Annotated in this window: 21 protein-coding genes; 8 read left to right on the top strand and 13 right to left on the bottom strand. The window is 62.0% G+C overall.

What is annotated here, in order from left to right; translation table 11 throughout:
- Nucleotides 1-4: 4 nt before the first annotated feature.
- Nucleotides 5-805, bottom strand: a complete 801-nt coding sequence (gene nagB / locus OKC44_RS01440) for a glucosamine-6-phosphate deaminase (protein ID WP_011705423.1) — start codon at nucleotides 803-805, stop codon at nucleotides 5-7.
- Nucleotides 806-1,078: 273 nt separating this feature from the next.
- Between nagB and nagE the strand changes: the two genes are divergently transcribed.
- From nagE to glnS, 3 genes are all read left to right on the top strand, one after another.
- Nucleotides 1,079-2,557 carry an N-acetylglucosamine-specific PTS transporter subunit IIBC gene (gene nagE / locus OKC44_RS01435; protein WP_016350212.1) on the top strand — a complete coding sequence of 493 codons (1,479 nt, stop codon included), beginning with the start codon at nucleotides 1,079-1,081 and terminating at the stop codon, nucleotides 2,555-2,557.
- Between the two features lie 122 nt (nucleotides 2,558-2,679).
- Nucleotides 2,680-5,343 carry a beta-N-acetylhexosaminidase gene (locus OKC44_RS01430; protein WP_270810598.1) on the top strand — a complete coding sequence of 888 codons (2,664 nt, stop codon included), beginning with the start codon at nucleotides 2,680-2,682 and terminating at the stop codon, nucleotides 5,341-5,343.
- A 350-nt stretch (nucleotides 5,344-5,693) separates the two neighbouring features.
- Nucleotides 5,694-7,355, top strand: coding sequence for a glutamine--tRNA ligase (gene glnS, locus OKC44_RS01425; protein ID WP_270810596.1), 1,662 nt, complete (start codon nucleotides 5,694-5,696; stop codon nucleotides 7,353-7,355).
- Between the two features lie 245 nt (nucleotides 7,356-7,600).
- On the opposite strand, the gene fur is transcribed toward glnS, so the two are convergent.
- Nucleotides 7,601-8,029, bottom strand: coding sequence for a ferric iron uptake transcriptional regulator (gene fur / locus OKC44_RS01420; protein WP_011705427.1), 429 nt, complete (start codon nucleotides 8,027-8,029; stop codon nucleotides 7,601-7,603).
- A 244-nt stretch (nucleotides 8,030-8,273) separates the two neighbouring features.
- Between fur and OKC44_RS01415 the strand changes: the two genes are divergently transcribed.
- Nucleotides 8,274-8,756 carry a DUF4442 domain-containing protein gene (locus OKC44_RS01415; protein ID WP_024943809.1) on the top strand — a complete coding sequence of 161 codons (483 nt, stop codon included), beginning with the start codon at nucleotides 8,274-8,276 and terminating at the stop codon, nucleotides 8,754-8,756.
- 60 nt (nucleotides 8,757-8,816) lie between these two features.
- On the opposite strand, the gene fldA is transcribed toward OKC44_RS01415, so the two are convergent.
- From fldA to OKC44_RS01395, 4 genes are read right to left on the bottom strand one after another with little or no spacing between them, the layout of a single operon-like run.
- Nucleotides 8,817-9,341, bottom strand: a complete 525-nt coding sequence (fldA, locus tag OKC44_RS01410) for a flavodoxin FldA (protein WP_011705429.1) — start codon at nucleotides 9,339-9,341, stop codon at nucleotides 8,817-8,819.
- Between the two features lie 39 nt (nucleotides 9,342-9,380).
- Complete coding sequence (gene ybfE, locus OKC44_RS01405) at nucleotides 9,381-9,677, bottom strand: LexA regulated protein (protein WP_011705430.1); 297 nt, start codon at nucleotides 9,675-9,677, stop codon at nucleotides 9,381-9,383.
- A 20-nt stretch (nucleotides 9,678-9,697) separates the two neighbouring features.
- Nucleotides 9,698-9,919 (bottom strand): DUF2788 domain-containing protein, encoded by a 222-nt coding sequence (locus OKC44_RS01400; protein ID WP_011705431.1) that lies wholly within the window; start codon nucleotides 9,917-9,919, stop codon nucleotides 9,698-9,700.
- Nucleotides 9,920-9,974: 55 nt separating this feature from the next.
- The gene (locus OKC44_RS01395; RefSeq protein WP_130633414.1) at nucleotides 9,975-10,739 is read right to left on the bottom strand and encodes an alpha/beta fold hydrolase; all 765 of its coding nucleotides are present in this window, start codon (nucleotides 10,737-10,739) and stop codon (nucleotides 9,975-9,977) included.
- Between the two features lie 291 nt (nucleotides 10,740-11,030).
- Between OKC44_RS01395 and seqA the strand changes: the two genes are divergently transcribed.
- Complete coding sequence (gene seqA, locus OKC44_RS01390; RefSeq protein ID WP_077095586.1) at nucleotides 11,031-11,540, top strand: replication initiation negative regulator SeqA; 510 nt, start codon at nucleotides 11,031-11,033, stop codon at nucleotides 11,538-11,540.
- A gap of 57 nt (nucleotides 11,541-11,597) precedes the next feature.
- On the top strand, nucleotides 11,598-13,247 hold the full coding sequence (gene pgm / locus OKC44_RS01385; protein ID WP_270810593.1) for a phosphoglucomutase (alpha-D-glucose-1,6-bisphosphate-dependent): 1,650 nt from the start codon (nucleotides 11,598-11,600) through the stop codon (nucleotides 13,245-13,247).
- A 76-nt stretch (nucleotides 13,248-13,323) separates the two neighbouring features.
- Here pgm and OKC44_RS01380 read toward each other — a convergent pair whose 3' ends face one another.
- Nucleotides 13,324-14,205, bottom strand: a complete 882-nt coding sequence (locus tag OKC44_RS01380) for a DMT family transporter (RefSeq protein WP_270810591.1) — start codon at nucleotides 14,203-14,205, stop codon at nucleotides 13,324-13,326.
- Between the two features lie 96 nt (nucleotides 14,206-14,301).
- Between OKC44_RS01380 and OKC44_RS01375 the strand changes: the two genes are divergently transcribed.
- Nucleotides 14,302-14,784 carry a MarR family winged helix-turn-helix transcriptional regulator gene (locus OKC44_RS01375; protein WP_171280347.1) on the top strand — a complete coding sequence of 161 codons (483 nt, stop codon included), beginning with the start codon at nucleotides 14,302-14,304 and terminating at the stop codon, nucleotides 14,782-14,784.
- Between the two features lie 24 nt (nucleotides 14,785-14,808).
- Here the strand turns inward: OKC44_RS01375 and OKC44_RS01370 are convergent, their stop codons facing one another.
- On the bottom strand, nucleotides 14,809-15,399 hold the full coding sequence (locus tag OKC44_RS01370; RefSeq protein WP_270810588.1) for a TetR/AcrR family transcriptional regulator: 591 nt from the start codon (nucleotides 15,397-15,399) through the stop codon (nucleotides 14,809-14,811).
- A gap of 112 nt (nucleotides 15,400-15,511) precedes the next feature.
- Here OKC44_RS01370 and OKC44_RS01365 point away from each other — a divergent pair, with 112 nt between their 5' ends.
- Nucleotides 15,512-16,177, top strand: coding sequence for a peroxiredoxin-like family protein (locus OKC44_RS01365; RefSeq protein WP_333563234.1), 666 nt, complete (start codon nucleotides 15,512-15,514; stop codon nucleotides 16,175-16,177).
- A gap of 77 nt (nucleotides 16,178-16,254) precedes the next feature.
- On the opposite strand, the gene mltB is transcribed toward OKC44_RS01365, so the two are convergent.
- The 5 genes from mltB to OKC44_RS01340 all read right to left on the bottom strand — a co-directional run bounded on the left by mltB (nucleotide 16,255) and on the right by OKC44_RS01340 (nucleotide 21,593).
- Complete coding sequence (gene mltB / locus OKC44_RS01360; protein WP_270810584.1) at nucleotides 16,255-17,358, bottom strand: lytic murein transglycosylase B; 1,104 nt, start codon at nucleotides 17,356-17,358, stop codon at nucleotides 16,255-16,257.
- Between the two features lie 95 nt (nucleotides 17,359-17,453).
- The gene (locus tag OKC44_RS01355) at nucleotides 17,454-18,056 is read right to left on the bottom strand and encodes a CDP-alcohol phosphatidyltransferase family protein (protein WP_270810582.1); all 603 of its coding nucleotides are present in this window, start codon (nucleotides 18,054-18,056) and stop codon (nucleotides 17,454-17,456) included.
- 14 nt (nucleotides 18,057-18,070) lie between these two features.
- Nucleotides 18,071-18,709, bottom strand: coding sequence for an ATP-binding cassette domain-containing protein (locus OKC44_RS01350; protein WP_270811295.1), 639 nt, complete (start codon nucleotides 18,707-18,709; stop codon nucleotides 18,071-18,073).
- Nucleotides 18,710-18,738: 29 nt separating this feature from the next.
- Complete coding sequence (locus OKC44_RS01345; protein WP_270810580.1) at nucleotides 18,739-20,409, bottom strand: ABC transporter permease; 1,671 nt, start codon at nucleotides 20,407-20,409, stop codon at nucleotides 18,739-18,741.
- Nucleotides 20,409-21,593 (bottom strand): ABC transporter substrate-binding protein, encoded by a 1,185-nt coding sequence (locus OKC44_RS01340; RefSeq protein WP_270810579.1) that lies wholly within the window; start codon nucleotides 21,591-21,593, stop codon nucleotides 20,409-20,411. The genes OKC44_RS01345 and OKC44_RS01340 overlap by 1 nt, the downstream gene beginning before the upstream one ends.
- Between the last annotated feature and the right edge of the window lie 17 nt (nucleotides 21,594-21,610).

Here is a 21,610-nt window from a genome sequence, read left to right as displayed (position 1 = left end):
CTCCTTACAGACGGCCGATGTTGGCGGCTTCGAGCTGCTGGAAGTAACGCACGGTCTTGACCTTGAGCTCCATGGTGGAGGGCTCGTCACACACCATCATTCCCTTCGGATGCAGCTGCAGGGTGGAGATGGTCCACATGTGGTTGACGCTGCCTTCCACCGCGGCCTGCAGGGCCTGGGCCTTGCCGTGACCGGTCACCAGGATCATGATCTCCTCGGCATCCATCAGGGTGCCGACACCCACGGTCAGCGCCAGCTTGGGCACCTGCTCCATGTCGCCGCCAAAGAAGCGGGAGTTGGCGATGCGGGTGTCTTCGGTCAGGGTCTTGACCCGGGTGCGGGAGGAGAGGGATGAGGCCGGTTCGTTGAACGCGATGTGGCCGTCGTTGCCGACACCGCCCATGAACAGATGGATCTTGCCGTAGGACTTGATTTTGTCTTCATAGCGCTTGCACTCGGCCACCAGATCCGGCGCGTTGCCGTTGAGGATGTTGATGTTCTCGGGGCGAATGTCGATGTGGCTGAAGAAGTTGTTGTGCATGAAGCTGTGGTAGCTCTCCGGGTGATCTTCCGGCAGGCCGACGTACTCGTCCATGTTGAAGGTAACCACGTTCTGGAAGCTCACTTCACCGGCTTTATGCAGTTCAATCAGGCGCTTGTAAGTGTTGAGCGGGGTGCCGCCAGTGGGCAGGCCCAGTACGAAGGGGCGCTCGGCAGTGGGTTTGAACCCATTGATACGGTCAACGATGTAACGGGCAGACCACAGGCCCACTTGGCTGGCAGATTTCAACGGGATCAGGCGCATTGTAGATACCTCTGTACGGGTTGCTGCCGGGATGTCGGCGGCAAATAGACTGGGACGGATTCAAGTTGTTTTATAGCGTAAATAAAGATTGCGAACTAAGCCACATCTATCCGCCACCTTTATCTCGTTTGGGTGATAATGATCACGATTATAGGTTTATTAATTTGCGCAGCGAAATAAAAGCCCTAGACTGCCAATCAAGCCTTGATGGCTTATGCGTCAAACGTGATAAGCACTTAATTTCTAGAAAAACATTAACTAAGGAGAGGAACCGTGAACATTCTCGGTTATTTGCAAAAGATCGGCCGTGCCCTGATGGTGCCGGTAGCGGTATTGCCTGCCGCCGCGATCCTGATGGGGGTTGGCTACTGGATTGACCCGAATGGTTGGGGTGGTGACAGCGCGCTGGCCGCCTTCCTGATCAAGGCGGGTTCAGCACTGATCGACAACATGTCCACGCTGTTTGCGGTCGGTGTTGCCTATGGTATGTCCAAAGACAAAGACGGTTCTGCCGCGCTGGCCGGTCTGGTCGGTTTCCTGGTGGTGACCACGCTGCTGAGCCCTGGTTCTGTGGCGATGATTAAAGGCATCCCTGTAGAGCAGGTTCCGGCAGCCTTTGCCAAGATCAACAACCAGTTCGTCGGTATCCTGTGTGGTGTCATCGCCGCCGAGCTCTACAACCGTTTCAGCAGCGTGGAACTGCACAAGGCGCTGGCCTTCTTCTCCGGCCGCCGTTTGGTGCCGATCGTAACCTCCGTGGTGATGATCGTCGTCTCCTTCATCCTGATGGCCGTTTGGCCGGTCATTTACGGTGGTCTGGTGAGCTTTGGTGAATCCATTGTCAGCCTGGGCTCCACCGGCGCCGGTATCTACGCCTTCTTCAACCGCCTGCTGATCCCGATTGGTCTGCACCACGCCCTGAACTCCGTGTTCTGGTTCAACGTGGCCGGTATCAACGACATCCCGAACTTCCTGGGTGGTCAGGCTACCATCGATGCTGCTCTGGCTGCAGGCAAGAGCCTGGATCAGGTGAAAGGCGTGGTAGGCATGTACCAAGCTGGCTTCTTCCCGATCATGATGTTCGGTCTGCCGGGTGCCGCACTGGCCATCTACCACTCCGCCAAGAAAGAGAACAAGGACAAAGTTGCATCCATCATGATCGCAGCTGCCTTTGCCTCCTTCTTCACCGGGGTGACCGAGCCGCTCGAGTTCTCCTTCATGTTCGTGGCACCGGTACTGTACGTCATTCACGCTTTCCTGACCGGTGTTTCCGTGTTCATCGCAGCCTCCATGCACTGGATGGCCGGCTTTGGCTTCAGTGCCGGTCTGGTGGATATGGTGCTCTCCAGCCGCAACCCGCTGGCGACCAACTGGTACATGCTGATCCCGCAAGGTCTGGTGTTCTTCGGTCTCTACTACGTGGTATTCCGCGCTGTTATTGCCAAACTGGGTCTGAAAACTCCGGGTCGTGAAGATGATGAAGCTGCTGCTCCGGCTGCTGCCCAGACCACCGACCGTACCGAACTGGCACGCCAGTATCTGGAAGTGCTGGGCGGTCAGGAGAACCTGGTGACCATCGATGCCTGCATCACCCGTCTGCGTCTGACCCTGAAAGACCGCAGCATCGTTGACGAGCGCAAGCTCAAAGCCCTGGGCGCGGCAGGTGTGGTCAAGCTCGGTGAGCAGAACCTGCAGGTGATTCTGGGCCCATTGGCCGAAATCATCGCCGGTGAGATGAAGGCCCTGCGTTAATCGGGCGCCAAGCTCGCCTCAAGTCTAAGTCCATTGTTGACATAACTAAGGGCCCCGCCTCGGGGCCCCATATAAAAAAAGCCAAGAAAATCCAACCTTTACTTCAAATGAGAGCAGCAGTTATGAACTTGAAACATTCTCTGTTAGCCATTGCCATGTCTACCGTTTTTGTCAGCCAGGTACAGGCAGCCGATGCCGCCAAGCAAGCCGTGGTCGACGCCCTCGCCAGCAACCTCGTCGTCAAGTACGAAGTCGTCACCAACGACGGTGCCGGCGCCGGCCTCGACTGCCAGGCGCTGGGCTCCGAGTGGGCGAGCTGTGGCGTTGCCAAGCTGCACCTGACCAATACCGGTGCTGACGTCACCTCCAAAGACTGGAGTATCTATGTCTCCTCCATCCGTCGCATCCAGCGGGTGGACAACGACCAGTTCACCATCACCCACCTGACCGGCGACCTTTATCGTTTGACGCCAACCGAGAAGTTCCAGGGCTTTGCCAAGGATGCCACGGTCGAAGTGCCGCTGGTGGTGGAGTACTGGGTACTGTTCGAATCTGACATCATGCCGAACTGGTATGTCGCCAGCGAAGGGGCCGAGCCGAAAGTGCTGGCCAGCATGAGCAACATCGACGATGCCACCACCTACGAGAAGCTGATGCCGGCCGATGGCTGGAAGCGTACCAAGGATGACAACAACATCCTGATGAACAGCGAAACCCGTTTCGCCGCCAACCAGACCAGCACCTTGCTGCCGGCTGGCAAGGTCGACAACCAGATCCTGCCGACCCCGATGAAGCAGGTGGTCAAGGCCGGCCCGCAGGTCGACTTCTCCACCATCAAGCTCAATGCCCTGGACCTGCCGAGCGATCGCGCCGAAGCCCTGAAGGCTCAACTGACCAAGCTGGGTGTTACCCTCTCCGACACCGGCTACCCAGTGACCATCAAGCTCGGCAGCAAGCTCAAGCAGGCCGAAGGCTACGACATGACCATCGGCCAGAAAGGCACTGTGGTGCAGGGTCACGACATCGAAGGCGCCTTCTGGGGGGCCCAGTCCCTGATCTCCCTCCTGGGTGTCAACGACAAGCTGGTCAGCCAGATGCACGTTGAGGATGCGCCGCGCTTTGAATACCGTGGCATGCAGACCGACGTGGCACGTCACTTCAGAAGCCCTGAGACTCTGAAGAAGCTGGTTGACCAGATGTCCGCCATGAAGCTCAACGTGCTGCACCTGGGGCTGACCAACGATGAAGGCTGGCGTCTGGAGATCCCGGGCCTGCCAGAGCTGACCGACGTCGGCAGCCAGCGTTGCCACGACGAGTCCGAAACCAAGTGCCTGATGCCGCAGCTGGGCTCCGGCCCGACCAGCGACAACCAGGGTTCCGGTTTCTACAGCAAGGCCGACTACATCGACCTGGTACGCTATGCCAAGGCCCGTGGCGTGACCGTGATCCCCGAGATCAACATGCCGGCGCACGCCCGTGCCGCCGTGGTCTCCATGGAAGCGCGTTACAAGCGCCTGATGGCTGAAGGTAAAGAGACCGAAGCCAACCAGTTCCGTCTGACCGACCCGGCCGATACCTCCAACGTCACCTCGGTGCAGTTCTACGACAAGATGTCCTTCATCAACCCCTGCCAGCCGGGCGCCGCCACCTTCGTGGCCAAGGTGATGGACGAAGTGGCCCAGATGCACCAGGCCGCCGGTCAGCCGCTGACCGCCTGGCACTACGGTGGTGACGAGGCGAAGAACATCATGCAGGGCGGTGGTTACCAGGATCCGGCCGTCACCAAGAAAGAAGAGCTGGTCGCCTGGAAGGGCAACGTCGACTCCAGCAAGCAGGACAAGCCGTTCGGCAAGTCCCCGATGTGCCAGAAGATGATCGACGATGGCAAGATCAAGGACGTGGCCGAGCTGCCGGTCTACTTCGCCAAGGAAGTGAGCGAAATGGTCAAGGGCCACGGCTTCTCCACTCTGCAGGCGTGGGAAGATGGTCTGAAGTACGCCAAGGATGCCAGCGTGTTCGCCACCGACAAGACCCGGGTCAACTTCTGGGAAACCCTCTACTGGGGTGGCTTCAACGAAGCGATGAAGTGGGCGCACAAGGGCTATGACGTGGTGCTCTCCAACCCGGATTACCTCTACTTCGACTTCCCGAACGAGGTACACCCGGCCGAGCGCGGCTACTACTGGGCCACCCGCTTCAACGACACCCGCAAGGTGTTCGCCTTCGCCCCGGAAAACCTGCCGCAGAACGCCGAGACCTCGGTTGACCGCGACGGCAACGCCTTCGTGGCCAAGGGTGACCAGGATCCGGTCAAGTTCAAGGGGATCTCCGGTCAGCAGTGGAGTGAAACCGTGCGTACCGACGCGCAATACGAGTACATGGTCTACCCGCGCATCTTCTCCATGGCCGAGCGTGCCTGGCACAAGGGCGGCTTCGAGCTGGACTACGTGAAGAACCGCGAGTTCTCCGGCACCACCAAGTTCGTCAACAAGGCCACCCTGAACAAGGAGTGGAACCAGTTCGCCAACGTGTTGGGTCAGCGCGTGCTGCCGAAACTGGACCAGGCCGGGGTGGAATACCGCCTCTCCGTACCGGGCGCCAAGGTGGTGAACGGCGTGCTGGAAGCGAACGTGGATCTGCCGGGTCTGCCCATCCAGTACAGCCTGGATGGCAAGAGCTGGAGCGCCTACGACGCTGCCGCCAAGCCGACCGTGGATGGCAAGGTCTACCTGCGTACCACCAGCTTCGATGGCAAGCGCACCAGCCGCGTCACCGAGCTGAACTGATAGTCGTCAATCCATAATGCAAGGTGGGTCGCAAGACCCGCCTTTCCCAAGGGCGATGGCCATCGGGCTTGGGAAAGGTTGACTGTGCGTGTGAGCCTTTGTTGTGTGTGTGTGTATTGTCTGTTTTTGTTTTTCATCACCTTGAACCCCGCCTCGTGCGGGGTCTTTTTTTTCGCCAGTCAGTCAAACCGGCCACCAGTGCAGGGCGTTTTGCGGCGCCAGTACCCCGAAACGGGCAAATTCAGGTTGAGACAGGGCGCGTAATGAGGGATCATATCCGGCTTGACGGCGGGGGTATGAGGGTGCCAGCCGGCACAACTTCCGCCAGTGACGCATTTTTGAGGTGAGCCATGAGTCAGGCGAACAGCCCAACTAACTTTATTCGTCAGATCATTGATGAAGATCTGGCCAGCGGTAAGCACAGCAGCGTGCATACCCGTTTTCCGCCCGAGCCGAACGGTTATCTCCATATCGGTCACGCCAAGTCCATCTGCCTGAACTTCGGCATCGCCCGCGACTACCAGGGCCAGTGCAACCTGCGCTTTGACGACACCAACCCGGTGAAGGAAGATATCGAGTACGTTGAGTCCATTAAGCAGGACGTGCAGTGGCTCGGCTTCCAGTGGAACGGCGAGATCTGCTACTCCTCCGACTATTTCGACAAGCTGCACGGCTATGCCATCGAGCTCATCGAGAAGGGCCTGGCCTACGTGGACGAGCTCTCTGCCGAGCAGATGCGCGAATACCGTGGCACCCTGACTGCGCCGGGCAAGAACAGCCCGTTCCGCGATCGTTCGGTGGCCGAGAACCTGGCCCTGTTCGAGAAGATGAAGAACGGCGAGTTTGCCGAAGGCTCCGCCTGCCTGCGCGCCAAGATCGACATGGCATCCCCCTTCATGGTGATGCGCGATCCCGTCATCTATCGCATCAAGTTTGCCCACCACCACCAGACCGGTGACAAGTGGTGCATCTACCCGATGTATGACTTCACTCACTGCATCTCGGACGCCCTGGAAGGGATCACCCACTCCATCTGTACGCTGGAGTTCCAGGACAACCGTCGCCTGTACGACTGGGTGCTGGACAACATCACCATCGACTGCCACCCCCGTCAGTACGAGTTCTCCCGACTGAACCTCGAATACACCGTCATGTCCAAGCGTAAGCTGAACCTGCTGGTGACCGAGAAGCACGTGGACGGTTGGGACGATCCGCGCATGCTGACCGTCTCCGGTCTGCGTCGCCGTGGCTACACTCCAGCCTCCATCCGCGAGTTCTGCAAGCGCATCGGCGTGACCAAGCAGGACAACATCGTCGAGATGAGCATGCTGGAAGCCTGCATCCGCGAAGATCTCAACGAGAATGCCCCGCGCGCCATGGCTGTGCTGCACCCGGTCAAGGTGGTGATCGAGAACCTGGCCGCCGACGAAGTGCTGACTGCCCCGGCCCACCCGAACAACGCCGAGATGGGTACCCGTACGCTTCCCTTCACCCGCGAGATCCTCATCGATGAAGCGGACTTCAAAGAAGAAGCCAACAAGCAGTTCAAGCGACTGGTGCTGGGCAAGGAAGTGCGCCTGCGCAATGCCTACGTCATCAAGGCCGAGCGGGTCGAGAAAGATGCCGATGGCAAGGTCACCTGCATCTACTGCTCTTACGATCCCGAGACCCTGGGCAAGGATCCGGCCGATGGTCGCAAGGTGAAAGGGGTGATCCACTGGGTCAGCGCCACTCACTCCCTGCCGGCCGAAGTGCGCCTCTACGACCGTCTGTTCAAGGTGCCGAACCCGGGCGCCGAAGAGGACTTCGAAGCGGCTCTGAATCCGGACTCCCTGGTGATCATCGAGGGTGCCCGTGTCGAGGCTTCCCTGAAGAACGCCAAGCCGGAACAGGCTTACCAGTTCGAGCGTGAAGGTTACTTCTGCGCCGACAACAAGCTCTCCAGCCCGGAGCATCTGGTGTTCAACCGCACCGTGGCCCTGCGCGACGTGTGGGGCAAGGCCGAGGCCTGATAACAGAAGAGGGCAGGGGAGGCCCTGCCCTCTCTTGATCTGGGAACCTGTTTACGATCTGTGATGAGAGGTTGTCAGCAAGGTGAAGCGGCACAGGAACCGGCGCGTATAGAGATACGTGAGGGGTTTGAGCAGCAGATGAGCCTTGATCACGACCTCGGAGCAAGATCGTAAATGGGTTCTAAATGACGGACACAAAAAAGCCAGCATCACGCTGGCTTTTTTTATTGTCTCTGTCTGGCGGGTCAATCTTCGTGCTTGCACTCGCCGGCGGCGCAGTGGCCGTACAGATAGAGGCTGTGATTGGTCAGCCGGATGTTGTGCTGCTGAGCGATATCGCGCTGGCGCTGCTCGATCACCTCGTCGGAGAACTCGATCACCTTGCCGCAGTCGAGGCAGACCAGGTGGTCGTGGTGTTCCTGGGTGGCCAGTTCGAACACCGACTTGCCCCCTTCGAAGTGGTGACGGGTAACAATACCGGCATCATCAAACTGGTTGAGAACGCGATATACGGTAGCGAGACCAATCTCTTCACCCTGGTCGATCAGTCGTTTGTACAGATCTTCCGCACTGGTGTGCTGGCAGTCCGGCTGTTGCAGGATTTCCAGGATTTTGACACGGGGCAAGGTGATCTTGAGCCCGGCCTTTTTTAACGCTTGGTTGTTGTCTGCCATATTCTATTTATTCGCATTCTCGAAGGTGTGGTTATTCTGATTGACTGCCGCTGGAATGGCAACCACGAACTCGCTTGGCCTGTCATTATAGGTCGTAGCTCACCTAAAAATAAACCCAGTAATTCAAGGGCTTTAGCGCAGATGGCACCATCCGGTGGAATTGGACGGATTCTCGTGACGGCTTGCTCGTTTGGTGAATGTTGATAAAATGTAACCTTCTTCACTGTCTGGTCGGATGAGATCCATGGATTGGCTTTTTGACAATGCGGCCTGGGTGCGCCGCGCCCTCAACGCCTGGCCCCCCTTTTGGGGCGCCGGCATCAAGATAGAGACATTGAGCGATGATTTTCGCTTCTGCCGGGTCACCCTCAAGTCCCGCTGGTGGAACAAGAACGCCAACCGTACCCAGTTTGGCGGCAGCATGTTTGCGATGACCGATCCCATCTATCCACTGATGCTGATGGGCTATTTCAAGAACCGCTATTACGTCTGGGACAAGGCGGGCAGCATCAACTACATCAAGCCGGGCAAGGGCAAGCTGGTGGCCGAATTCAACCTGACCGACGGCAAGCTGGCTGCCATCGTGGCGGCGACCGATGGGGGAGACAAGCATTTCCCCGAGTTCGAGGTGACGGTGCAGGATCAAAGCGGTGAGCTGGTGGCCCAGGTCAAGCGCACCCTCTATGTGCGGGCCAAACCGGAACACCGAAGTGGCGAAAGAGGCTGAGTCAGAAACAACAAGGGCCCCGCGGGGGCCCTTGTTGTCAGAGAGGCTGGCGAGCCTGGATCACTCCAGCTCGGCCAGGCACATCTCTTCGTGCAGCTGCTTGCACCAGCCCTTGACACGCTCGGCGGTCAGCTCCGGCTGGCGATCTTCGTCGATGCCCAGACCCACGAAGTGCTTGTCGTCCACCAGTGCCTTGGAGGCTTCGAATTCGTAGCCGGCGGTTGGCCAGTTGCCGATGACGATGGCGCCTTTGGCTTCGACGATGTCACGCAGGGTGCCCATGGCGTCGAGGAAGTACTCGGCATAGTCTTCCTGATCGCCGCAACCGAAAATGGCGACCAGCTTGTTGGTGAAGTCGATCTCTTCCAGCTCGGGGAAGAAGTCGTCCCAGTCGGCCTGGGCTTCGCCATAGTACCAAGTCGGGATACCGAACATCAGCAGATCGAAGCTGTCGATGTCGGCCTTGCTGCTCTTGGCAATGTCACGGACTTCAATCAGTTGTTTGCCCAGTTCTTTCTGGATCATCTTGGCGACAGCTTCGGTATTACCGGTATCGCTGCCGAAAAACAGACCTACACTAGCCATAGTGTTTAGTTACCCGTATCTGGTGTTAATGCTTAACGGTCAGATTGTGATGCCTGCAGCATGTGCAGACTCAATCTGTTGCTTCAGGATAGATTGGATCAGCTCGGCTCGGCTGACGTTCTGTTGTAACGCAAGTTGGTTCAGGCGTTCCAGCAACTCGGCCTCCACCTTTAACTCTACCCGCTTCAAACCGTTCTCCCGATCGCGCTTGAGCTGGTTGCGCTTGTTGATCTTGAGCTGGGTCTCACGGGGGAGTGGGTTGGTCTTTGGCCTGCCGGGGCGCTTCTCATTTGCGAACAGATCCAGTGTTGTTCGATCAGTTTGCTGTTTGGCCATACATCACAGATGAAAATAAGTTAGCCGATGCCTGAGCCTTCCCAGCCCAGTTCGATCAGCCCCTTGGCGACAAAACCTGCACAACCCAGGAAGAGTACCAACCAGACGATGAGTCGGCCAAAACGGGGCACGTTGCCGCGTTTGAGCACGTCCTGAATGGCCAGGCCAATCAATACGAAAATGGCCACAAAGAATAACTTCAGGCCCAGACTCTCAATCAGGTCGATATGTTCACTTAGCATGGATTGCGCACACTCCTTATGACGGGCGCACTATATCACAAAGGATTTGAAACTGTTAACCGCCTGTCGACAGGAAATCCACAACCAGTTTGTTGAACAAAACCGGCTTTTCCGCGTGCAGCCAGTGACCGGTACCGGCGATGACCCGGGCCTTGGCGGCGGGGAATTGCGCCATCACCGTCTCGGTATGCTCGGGCTGCATGTAGTCGGAATCCCCCCCCTTGATGAAGAGCGCTGGGCCCTCGAAACGGCTCTGTGCATCGGGCCAGCCCATGATGTTGGCGTAGTTGCGCTCAAGGGCCGGGACGTTGAAGCGCCAGCCCCAGCCGTGCCCGGTTTTGGCAAACGACTTGAGCAGGAACTGGCGCACGCCGGCGATCTCGATGTGCTGCGCCAGGATGGCTTCCGCCTCGCTGCGGCTTTGCGGAGCCTGTTCGAGGGTGGCGTTGAGGCCGGCAAACACATTCTGGTGGCGGGCGTGGGGGTAGGCGACCGGCGCGATATCGGCCACCACCAGCTTGGCAACGCGCGTTGGCGCGAGCTTGGCCAGCTGCATGCCCACCTTGCCCCCCATGGAGTGACCCACGATGGCCACCTGCTCAAGCCCGAGCCGATCCAGCAGGGCGAGCAGATCGGCGGCCTGGGCCGGGTAGCTCATCTCGTCGGAGTGAAAGGAGGCGCCGTGGTTGCGCAGATCGACGCTGATGACCCGGTATTGTTCGCTCAGCGGGCGCGCCAGCAGGCCGAGGTTGTCGAGGCTGCCGAACAGCCCGTGGATCAGCACGACGGGTTGGCCCTGGCCCTGCTCCTTGAAGTTCAATAATGGGTTTTGTTGCAAAATGACACCTTGTCGGTCGTGAGTGCGTTGCACGTTGTGATTTAACACACTGGAAAGAAAAGGATTTCACTCATTGCGGAGCAAAAAAGTGTGGTTTTTTTTCTAAAAAAGTCTGCCAGATCGGCTATCAGTGCGACGGATCACACACTTGGCCCGCTATTATGCCGTATTCTCGATGAGATTCATGCACATCTGTCCGCCCCTTGCTTGGGCTGCCGGGTTTGCCTATGTATAATCGCCGCATCCGAATTTCGACGAGTCCAGCGCATCCCTATGAAAACCATCGAGCTTGATGACGATCTCTACTTCTATATCGCCAGCCAGACCCGGCACATCGGCGAGAGTGCCTCCGATATCCTGCGCCGCCTGCTGGAACAGCCCGCCAACCAGGCTGCGCCTGTGGCCGAGCCGGTGACGACGGCCCAGCCGCACGCCGTGGCCGATGCCATGGGGCTGGAGGCGCTGCTCGACTCCGGCGAGCTGCAAAAAGAAGAGAAGTCCATCAACCGCTTCATGCAGGTGCTCAGTACCCTCTACCGGGATGACCCGGTCGGGTTTACCCAGGCCACCGAAATCAAGGGGCGCAAGCGCGTCTATTTCTCGCGGGATCCCGATGCCCTGCGCGCCAGCGGCAGCACCACCAAGCCCAAGCCGGTGCCACAAACCCCGTTCTGGGTGATCACCAACACCAACACCAGTCGCAAGCAGAACATGGTGGCCCAGCTGATGACCAGCATGGGGTATGGTGACGAGGTGATCGCCCGGGTGTGCGGCGCAATTTAACGGTTCATCAGACTCAGGCCTTGCCGGGCAAGGCCGCCATCAAGCAAGGACAACGCCATGGCACAGCATTCCCACGCCGGTCAGCCGGCCCGTTTGAGCGACCTGACCAACATCCCCCGTCTGGTCAGCGCCTACTACCTCAACAAGCCCGACATGAGCCGCCCCGAGCAGCGGGTTGCCTTCGGCACCTCCGGTCACCGCGGCAGCGCCCTGCACAACGCCTTCACCGAATCCCACATCCTGGCGGTGACCCAGGCGCTGGTGGAGTATCGTCAGCAGGCCGGCATCACGGGTCCGCTGTTTGTCGGCATGGATACCCACGCACTGTCTGAATCCGCCTTTGCCAGCGCGGTGGAAGTGCTGGCGGCCAACGGCGTCGAGACCCGCATTCAGGCCGGCCTCGGCTTCACCCCGACCCCGGTCATCTCTCACGCCATTCTGCGCCACAATGCCAGCAAGCCTGCCGCGCGCGCCGACGGCGTGGTGATCACCCCGTCCCACAACCCGCCGGAAGACGGTGGCTTCAAATACAACCCGCCCCACGGCGGTCCCGCCGAAGGGGAGATCACCAAGTGGGTGGAGGATCGCGCCAACGCGATTCTGGAAGCGGGTCTGGCCGGGGTGAAGCGCATGCCGTTCGCCGAGGCGCTCAAGAGCCCGTTCGTGGCCCTGCACGACTATGTCACTCCCTATGTGGATGACCTGAAAAACGTGCTGGACATGGAGGCCATCAAGCAGGCCGGCATCAAGATCGGTGTCGATCCGCTGGGCGGCTCCGGCGTCGCCTACTGGGACGTCATCGCCAAGACCTATGGTCTGAACATCGAAGTGGTGAACTACAAGGTCGACCCGACCTTCTCCTTCATGACCCTGGACAAAGACGGCAAGATCCGGATGGACTGCTCCAGCCCGTTCGCCATGGCCAGCCTGATTGCCCTCAAGGACAAGTTCGACATCGCCCTTGGCAACGACCCTGACTACGACCGTCACGGCATCGTCACCAAGTCGGGCCTGATGAACCCGAACCACTATCTGGCGGTGGCGATCCAGTATCTGTTTACCCATCGCACCGGCTGGTCTGCCGATGCAGCCGTTGGCAAGACGCTGGTCTCCTCTTCCATGATCGACCGGGTGGCCGGCGAGATTGGCCGCACCCTCAAAGAGGTGCCGGTCGGCTTTAAGTGGTTCGTGGATGGCCTCTACAGCGGCGAGTTCGGCTTTGGCGGCGAGGAGAGCGCGGGCGCCTCCTTCCTGCGCAAAGACGGTACCGTCTGGACCACCGACAAGGATGGTTTCATCCTGGCGCTGCTGGCAGCGGAAATTCTGGCTGTGACCGGCAAGGATCCGCAGGCCCACTACGACGCACTGGAAGCCAAGTTCGGTCGCTCCAGCTATCGTCGCATCGATGCCCCGGCCAACAGCGCCCAGAAGGCGGTGCTCTCCAAGCTGGATCCGGCGCTGGTGGAAGCCTCCACCCTGGCCGGCGAGCCCATCATCGCCAAGCTGACCAAGGCGCCGGGCAACGATGCCGCCATCGGCGGCCTCAAGGTGGTGACCGAGAACGGCTGGTTCGCGGCGCGCCCCTCCGGTACCGAGTCCATCTACAAGATCTACATGGAGAGCTTCAAGGGCGAGGCGCACCTGGACCTCATCCAGCAGGAAGCCCAGCAGATCGTCTCCGCCGCCCTGGCCAAGGCCGGGGTCTGAGTTCGACTCAAGCACCCGCGGAATGTGAAAGAGGAGCCTTGATGGCTCCTCTTTTTTATTGCGCTTGAGCTGGATGTCACGGCCTGCTGCACTGGCCGGTGCTCGCCCGGCGGGCCTGCCAGCGTTTGAAGAAGGGGCGAGCAGGCAGCTTCATCAGGAACAGGGAGAGCAGGATCACCCCGATGCCGAGCCATTGGCGAGCATCCAGCGTTTCCCCCACCATCAGCACACCGCAGGAGACTGCCACCATGGGGTTGGTGAGGGCCAGCATGCCCATCACCTCCGGGCCGTGGCGCTTGAGTCCCCACAGCCAGGCCCAGTAGGCCAGCGCCGTGTTGAGCAGGATCAGCCAGAGCAGGCCGGTAGCGCTTGCCGGCTGCGGCATTGGCATGGGGCCGGCCAGCCACCAGGCGAGCGGGATCAGCATCAGGCCGCCCAGCAGCAGCTGCCAGGCGGTCAGCGCCAGCAGATCGCTGACCGGCCAGCGCTGCATCCAGCGGCTGGACTGGCCGATGAGCAGGGTGGCCAGCAGGGCGCAGGTGACGCCGACAGGGTCCAGATTGGCGGAAGGGTTGAGCAGCAACAAGACCCCGCCCAGCCCCATCAGGCCCAGCAGCAGCCATTTCAGGGTCGGCCTGACGCCATCTTGCAACCAGGCCAGCAACATCAAGACCAGCGGCAGAGTGGCCCCCAGGGTGCCCGCCACGGCTCCGGGCAGCCGGAAGGCGGCCACGAACAGCAGGGCAAAAAACGCAGCGATGTTACAAAACGCCAGCAGGCACTGCTTTCCCCAGGGCAGGGGCGGCAGGCGCGGGCGTACCAGCAACAGGAGCAACCCGGCCGGCAACGCCCGCCACACAGCCACCCAGTAGGGGGAGTAGTCGGTCAGAGAGAGGCTGACGACGGCATAGGTGCTGCCCCAGAGCAAAGGGGCCAGCAGGGCGATCAGCATGGGCATGAACTTGTCTCTTTATAAAGTATCTTTAAGTAAAGATAAATTAGCCTCAAATTGGTTTACCATCAAGTATCTCGATGAAAAGATAAGTGGCCGAAGATGGAATCAGATCATGTAGACCTGCTGCTGGCCCAGTGGGCCCGGCAGCGACCGGATCTCGACTGCTCTCCCATGGGCGTGCTGGGACGGGTGGCGCGAATGGCGGCGATCGCCGGACGGGAGGTGAGCGAGGAGCTCAAGGAGTGCGGCCTGCTCGGCAGCGATTTCGACATTCTGGCGACCCTGCGCCGGGCCGGTGAACCGCTCACCCCGACCGTGCTCTATCAATCCGCCATGTTGAGCTCGGGGGCCATGACCGCCCGCCTGGACAAACTGGCAGAGCGAGGCTTGGTGGAACGTCAGGCCGCCCCGAGCGATCGGCGCAGCCTGCTGGTCTGCCTGACCGACGCGGGACGGGAATTGGTTGACCGGGCGGTGGAGCGGCACGTGGCCAACGAGCGGCGCCTGCTGGCGCCATTGACCCTGGCCGAGCAGGAGCAGCTGGCCGTCCTGCTCAAGCGCTGGCTGCTGGAAAACGAGTGAACCCCGTAGCCTGGTGAGCGGTTGTCATGCGTCCGCAGACAGAATGGCCCGCATCTGGGCCAGTACCGCGTTCACCTTGGTGGCGGGCGGATGGGTGCGGCCCAGTACGCGCAATCCCCACACCATGGTCATCAGCAAGGCGGCGGTGGCGTCGACGTCGCGCCCGGCGGCCAGCTCCCCTGCCGCCTGCGCCTGGCGCAAGGCTGCGCTGACCCGCAGCTCGACCTCGGCGAGGTGGCTGCTGGCGGTCTCCTGAATGAACGGGTGGTGGCGGCCGATCTCCAGCAAGGTGTTGACCAGCAGGCAGCCACGGTGCGCCTCGCTGGCAATGGCATCCCGGGCCACTGCATCGAGCAGGGCCTGCACGCCCGCCAGCGGGGAGGCAGCCGAGTTCAGGATCTGCTCGATCTGCGCCAGGCTCTGCGCCGAATAGCGCTGCAGCACCTCCATGAACAACCCCTCCTTTGAGCTGAAGGCGCCATACAGGCTGCTGGGCTTGAGCCCCATCCGTTCGACCAGCGCGGCAATGCCGGTGTTGCTGAAGCCGGTATCCCAGAAGGCGTTGAGGGCGATTTCCAGTACCTGTTCTCTGTCAAATGATGCGGGTCTTGCCATCTCGAGTCCTGCCTTGTGAAACTCCATTTTGGAGTGATCGCTAAAAAACAACTTGACCATGGGGTGTGGTCCGCTTGATATTGTAGCGACCACTACAAAAAGGATGGTCATGATGCACACACTCGAGCAAAAAATCAAAGCGTACGATGAGCAGAAGCAGCGCCAGGTACCGGCCCCGGTACTGGCCCTGATGGAGGAGGCGACCCGCAGCCTGCAGGCAAGCGGGTTGGAGCAGGGGGCGCTCGGGCGCGGAGAGCGGATGCCCGATTTCGCCCTGCCGGATCAGCACGGGGTGGTGCGCCCGCTCTCCCACTATCTGGCGGAGGGCCCGGTGCTGCTCAACATCTATCGCGGTGGCTGGTGTCCCTACTGCAACATGGAGATGCAGGCGCTCAACGCCGTGTTGCCGGCGCTGCGCGAGCGCGGCGTGAACCTCATCGGCATGACGCCGGAAACCCCCAGTTCGGCGCAGGATACCCTCACCGCCAACGGGCTGGCGATCACCGTGCTGAGCGACGAGGGCAACCGGGTCTCGGCAGAGTTGGGACTGGTGTTCGAGCTGCCGGAGGCGCTCAGGCCCATCTATGCCGGCTTTGGCATTGACATCCCGGCGAGCAACGGCGACGAGAGCTTCACTCTGCCGGTGCCGGCCAGCTACATCATCGGTCAGGACCGCACCGTGCTCTACCACTTCATCAACGCCGATTACACCCGTCGGGTCGAGCCGGCCGCCCTGCTTGCCGAGCTGGATCGTCTGGCGAAGGTGGGGGCACTGTAAACGCACACTGCGCCCAAAGGCGCAGTGTGGATGGTTGACGAGGCGGCCCTGAGGGCCGCCTTTTTTATCCGACCGACTTAGTAACCGCCGCGGGCATCTTTCACCGCCAGTCCCAGCTTCCACACCGCCATGGCGTAGTGGGTGCTGTGGTTGTAGCGGGTGATGGTGTAGAAGTTGGGCAGGCCGTACCAGTACTGATAGCCGGTGCCCACATCCAGGCGCAGCAGGCTCGCCTCGCTGTGGTTGCCAAGGGTGCTGGTGGGGGTCAGCCCGGCGCGGCGCAGGGAAGCGACCGGGTAGCGGGTCTGGAAGCCGTGCTCGTAGCCGGGCAGTTGGCCCTGACCGCGCACCGCCACCGGTTGCCCTTTCTCCCAGCCGTGGGCCTTGAAGTAGTTGGCCACGCTGCCGATGGCATCCACCGGATCCCACAGGTTGGTGTGGCCGTTGCCGTTGAAGTCCACCGCGTAGCGCTGGAAGCTGGAGGGCATGAACTGGCCGTAGCCCATGGCGCCGGCGTAGGAGCCCTTGGGTGCGGTAGGATCCATCCCCTCGTCGCGGGTCATCACCAGGAAGGATTCCAGCTCGCTGGTGAAGAACTCGGCCCGGCGCGGGTAGTCGAACGCCAGGGTCGCCAGCGCATCCAGGATGCGGGTCTTGCCCATCACCCGGCCCCAGCGGGTCTCCACGCCTATGATACCGACGATGATCTCCGGCGGCACCCCATACACCTGCTGGGCACGGTTGAGCTCGTTCTCGTACTCACGCCAGAAGCTGACGCCGTTCTGTACGTTGTCCGGGGTGATGAACTTGGCGCGGTAGCGATTCCAGGCACCGGTCGGGCCGGTGGGCGGCGTGGTGGTGGGGGCCTGGGCATCCATCAGGCGGATGATCCAGTCATAGCGCTCGGCCTGGGCCAGCACCCGGTGCAGCTCGGCGCCGTCGAAGCCGTGTTTTTGCACCATCCGCTGCACGAAGTTGTCCACGTTGGCGCGATTGGCGAAGTCCCCCTTGCTGACACCCGGCTGGCTCACCTGCCCGTAGAAGGGTTTGCTCGGCGGCGTCTGGTTGATGAAGGCGCTGTTGGGCTGGGGCTTGACCACGGGCTTGGCAGCCGGCGTGCTGCTGCAGCCATAGAGCATGGGAAACAGGGAGAGGGTGAGCACGGAGACAAGGCGACGCATAAGGTTCTCATGAGCCTGAAAAAGAGTGTCGCCATGGTAAAACATTGTCGTCCATGCGCAAGTGTTCCGTAGCGGGCTCTTCCTGCCGTCCTGCCTCAACGCAGGGTGTGGTAACCGCTCCAGAGTCGGGTGAGGGTGGTGATGGCGCAGAGCAGGGCAAAGCCGTAGGCGAGCGGGGCGAAGGCGGCGGGCCACAGGCACATCAGCACGAACAGGGCGATGGTCTCGCTCCCCTCGGTGAGGCCGCCCAGATAGTAGAGGGACTTGTGGTGGTAGACCGGATTGTCGATGCCCCGCTTGCCGGCCATGATGGCAAACGCCAGAAAGCTCGAGCCGGTGCCCATGAAGGCAAACAGCAGGGTGGCGGCGGGCAGCGCATTGGCGGGGGCGGCGAGGGCAAAGCCCAGTACCACGGCGGCGTAGAAGATGAAATCGAGCGTGATATCGAGAAAGCCGCCGCAGTCAGTGATGCCGGTTTCCCGCGCCACGGCGCCATCGAGCCCGTCCAGCAGCCGGTTGAGCAGGATGGCCGCCAGCGCCCATTGATAGCAGCCAAAGGCCAGCAGCGGCAACGCCAGCATGCCGATGGCAAAGCCGGTGAGGCTTACCTGGTTGGCGCTGATCCCAACGCGGCAGAGCGGTCTGGCGAGCCGGGTGAGGGGGCTGCGGATAACGGGGATCAGGTGGCGGTCAAACAAGGTGAACTCCTCGGTCAAAAACAGGATTCGGTGAGCTGGAGTATGGTGCCCGGCGCGTCGTCTTCGTCGTGGGTCACCAGCATGGCGGGGATGGCCAGTGCCTTGATCTGCGCGAACACCAGTTCGCGAAAGGCGGCCCGCAGCTGCTTGTCGAGGCGGGAGAAGGGCTCGTCCAACAACAATGCCTCGGGCTCGGCCAGCAGCGCCCGCAGCAGGCTGACGCGGGCCTTCTGGCCGCCGGAGAGCTGTTGCGGCAGCTTGTCAGCCTGATCCGCCAGCGCGACCTGTGCCAGCGCGGCCACCGCCTTTTCCAGCCGCGCCCTGTGCCCCTTCACGCTGGCCGGCATGCCAAACATCAGGTTCTCCGCCACCGTCAGGTGGTCGAACAGCAGATCATCCTGAAACAGCATGCCGATGCGCCGGGCCTGGGGCGGCAGCTGGGTGAGCCGGCGTGCGCCGAGGGTCACGTCCCCCTCCAGCCGGATGGGGCCGCTTGCGGGCAGCACCCCCGCCAGCGCCGCCAACAGCGAGCTCTTGCCACAGCCACTGGGGCCCATCAGGGTCAATACCTCGCCCGGCGCCACCTGCAGGGCGGGCAGCGAGAGCAGCAGGTTCTCCTCCAGATAGAGGCGAAGAGGCGTGGTGCTCAGCATGGGGCTGTTGTCATGGTTGTTGTTCATCGTTAGCCGCCCCCTTTGAGCGCCGGGTTGAGTCGCGCCGGCAGCCAGAGCGCCAGCAGATAGATGACGAGCGGCAGCAGCAGTTGCAGCAGGCCGTAGAGGCCCGCCAGCCGCCGGTTGAGGCCGCTGCCGATGGCCACCGCCTCGGTGGTGATGGTGACCACCCGCCCTGCGCCAAACAGCAGGGTCGGCAGGTATTGGGCCAGACTCACAGCGGCTCCGACGCCGAAGGCAAACAACAGCGGACGGGCCAGCAGCGGCCCTTTCACCTGCCACCAGGCTCGCCACGGGGTCGCCCCCAGCAGCAGGGCACTCTGGGTGATCCGCGGGTCGAACTGGCGATAGGGGCCGTGCAGACACAAATAAACGTAGGGAAGGACAAACAGCAGCTGGCTCCAGAGTACCCAGCGCCAGCCGATGCTATTGCCCCCCCACCCGAGGCTGAACCAGTCCACCCCGAGCCGAATGCCAAACAGCAGGCTGGCCTGGGGCAGCAAGAGCGGCAGGCAGATGAGCCAGAGCGGCCAGGGGCGGCGGCCGGCCTGCGCCTCCAGGCTCAGCACCGCCATCACCAGCGCTATCGCCCCGCTCGCCAGCGCCAGCAGGATGCTGGTGGTCAGCAGCGGCGACAGGGTCGGCAGCAGGTCGAGCCAATAGCGGCCGCTCCACTGGCTTGGCCAGAGGGCGGGAAAGGGCCAGCGCCGGGTCAGCGACCAGAGCAGCAGGGCGGCCAGCACCGCCAGATTGAGGACGATCAGCGTCACCACGCTGCCGGTGGCAAGGGTGCGGCCAAGAGTGCTTGGGTTTGCTCGCCTGCCATCGAGCCAGCCGGGTTTGCCAAGGGTTCGATGGGCCAGCTCCAGCAACCGCAGCAGGGCCAGCAGCAGCCCGGTGATGGCGAGCAGCAGCAGGGCGCCGCTGGCGGTGGCGCCGCGCCAGACCAGATCCGGGTCCTGATACCAGAGCCACAGGCGCACAGCCAGCGGAGCGGGGGCATCGGGTCCGAGCAACTGGGCCAGATCCACCACCGCCACCCCGTAGGCAGCCACCGCATAGAGGGGCAGACGCAAGGCGGGCCACAGCGCCGGCAGCAGCAGGCGCCACCAGATCTGGGGGGCGCTGAAGCCAAGGTTGGCCCCCAACCACTGCTGGCGCGCCACCCTGGCGGGGTCTTGCGCGCCGAGCGCCATCAGCAGCAGGAAGGGGGTCTCCTTGAGGGTCAAGGCGAGAATGAGCCCGAGCCCGGCGGGATCGCGCAGGGTCTGCCAGTCGGGGGGCAGCTCGAACCCGGTGAGGGTCGGCGAGAGCAGACGCAGCAACCAGCCGGAGGGGGCGAGCAGAAAGGCAAAGCCGATGGCAAAGGCGACGTGAGGCAGCGCCAGCAAGGGCGAGAGCAGCCGGCGCAGCCAGCCGACGGCCCGGCTGTCGCTGTGGGCCAGCAGCAGGGCGGTCAGCAGCAGGCTGGCCAGGGTCGAGGCGGCGCCAATCCACAGGCTCAGCAGCGCCGAGTGCCAGAGGCCCGGTTGGGTCAGCAGCAATTGCAGGTGGGGTCGGGTCAATCCCTCAGCCAGCAGTTGCCAGCCCCCCGCCAGCAGCGGCAGGCCAAAAACCAGAGCGCACCCTGCCGTGAACAGGGGGCGCCAATCAAGCGAAGAGTGGCCGAACCGGCTCATCAGTGGCCGTAACGCTCGGCCCAGGCCGCTTCGAGCCTGAGCTGCCAGCTGGGGTGAGGTTCGGCCACCGCCTTGAAGCGCAGCGCCGGTACCGGCTGCTGGGTGGCGGGCAGGGCATCGGCCCGCAGCACGCTGGGATCGCCCCAGAAGGCGGGTTCGGCCTTGCGCGCCTGGGCGGCGGGGCTCAGCAGGAAGTTGGCCACCACCTTGGCGCCGGCGCGGGCGTTGGCGTTGAAGGGGATGGCGAGGAAGTGGCTGTTGGTGAGCGCCCCTTTCGCCATGGCTACCGCCACAACGCTGGGGGGCAGGGTGCCGTTTTGCACCGCGCTCTGCGCCTCTTGCGGGTTGAAGCTGATGGCCATCGCCAGCTCGCCGTCATCGAGCTGCTGGCGGGTCTCGGCGGCGCTGGTGGGGAACAGCTTGCCCTTGCGCCAGAGCGTCGGGTGCAGCTCATCCAGCCAGGCCCAGAGCGGGGCGGTAACCCTGGCAAAATCGCTCTCGGTCGCCTCCCGATAGAGGGGGGCGGGGTCCGGGGTCAGCTCCAGCAAGATCTGCTTGAGGAAGCTGGATCCGTGGAACTGGGGCGGCTTGGGATAGGTGAAGCGGCCGGGGTGGGCCTTGGCCCAGGCGAGCAGGGCCGCCGCCGAGGTGGGCAGCTGTTTGACCTCTTCGCCGTTGACCATCAGGTTGAGCTGGCCGATACCCCAGGGGGCTTCCAGCCCCTCCACCGGCACGGTGAAGTCCTCACTCACCGGCAGGGCGCCGTCGACCAGCGCCATGTTGGGCAGCTCACGGGTAAAGGGGGCGCCGAGCAGCCCCTGCTCCTTGAGCGCCTTGAAGTTCTCGCCGTTGACCCAGAGCAGGTCGATGGGGCCGCCACTGTGCTTGCCGGCCTGCTTGTTGGCCAGCAGTTGGCTGACGCTCTGGGCGATGTCGTCCACCTTCACCTGCACCAGCTTGACCTGGTATTCGCGCGCCAGCTCCTGGCCGGCCCACACCAGATAGGCGTTGATCTCCGGGCTGCCGCCCCAGGCGTTGAAGTAGACGGTCTGCCCCTTGGCCTCCTCGAGAGTTTGCTGCCACTGCGGGTTGTCGCCGGCGTTGGCCTGAGTAAAGAGAAGGCTGCCTGCCAGCAGGGGCAGGGTGCGCAGCAGCTGTTTGAACGAGGGCAATGAGTGTCGCATCTGGGTTACCTGGAGTT

This window comes from Aeromonas sp. S41-2 (genome assembly GCF_027705845.1).
Lineage (GTDB): Bacteria > Pseudomonadota > Gammaproteobacteria > Enterobacterales > Aeromonadaceae > Aeromonas > Aeromonas hydrophila.
The sequence above is the reverse complement of the archived record's forward strand: the minus strand, read 5'-3'. Positions and strand labels throughout refer to the sequence as shown.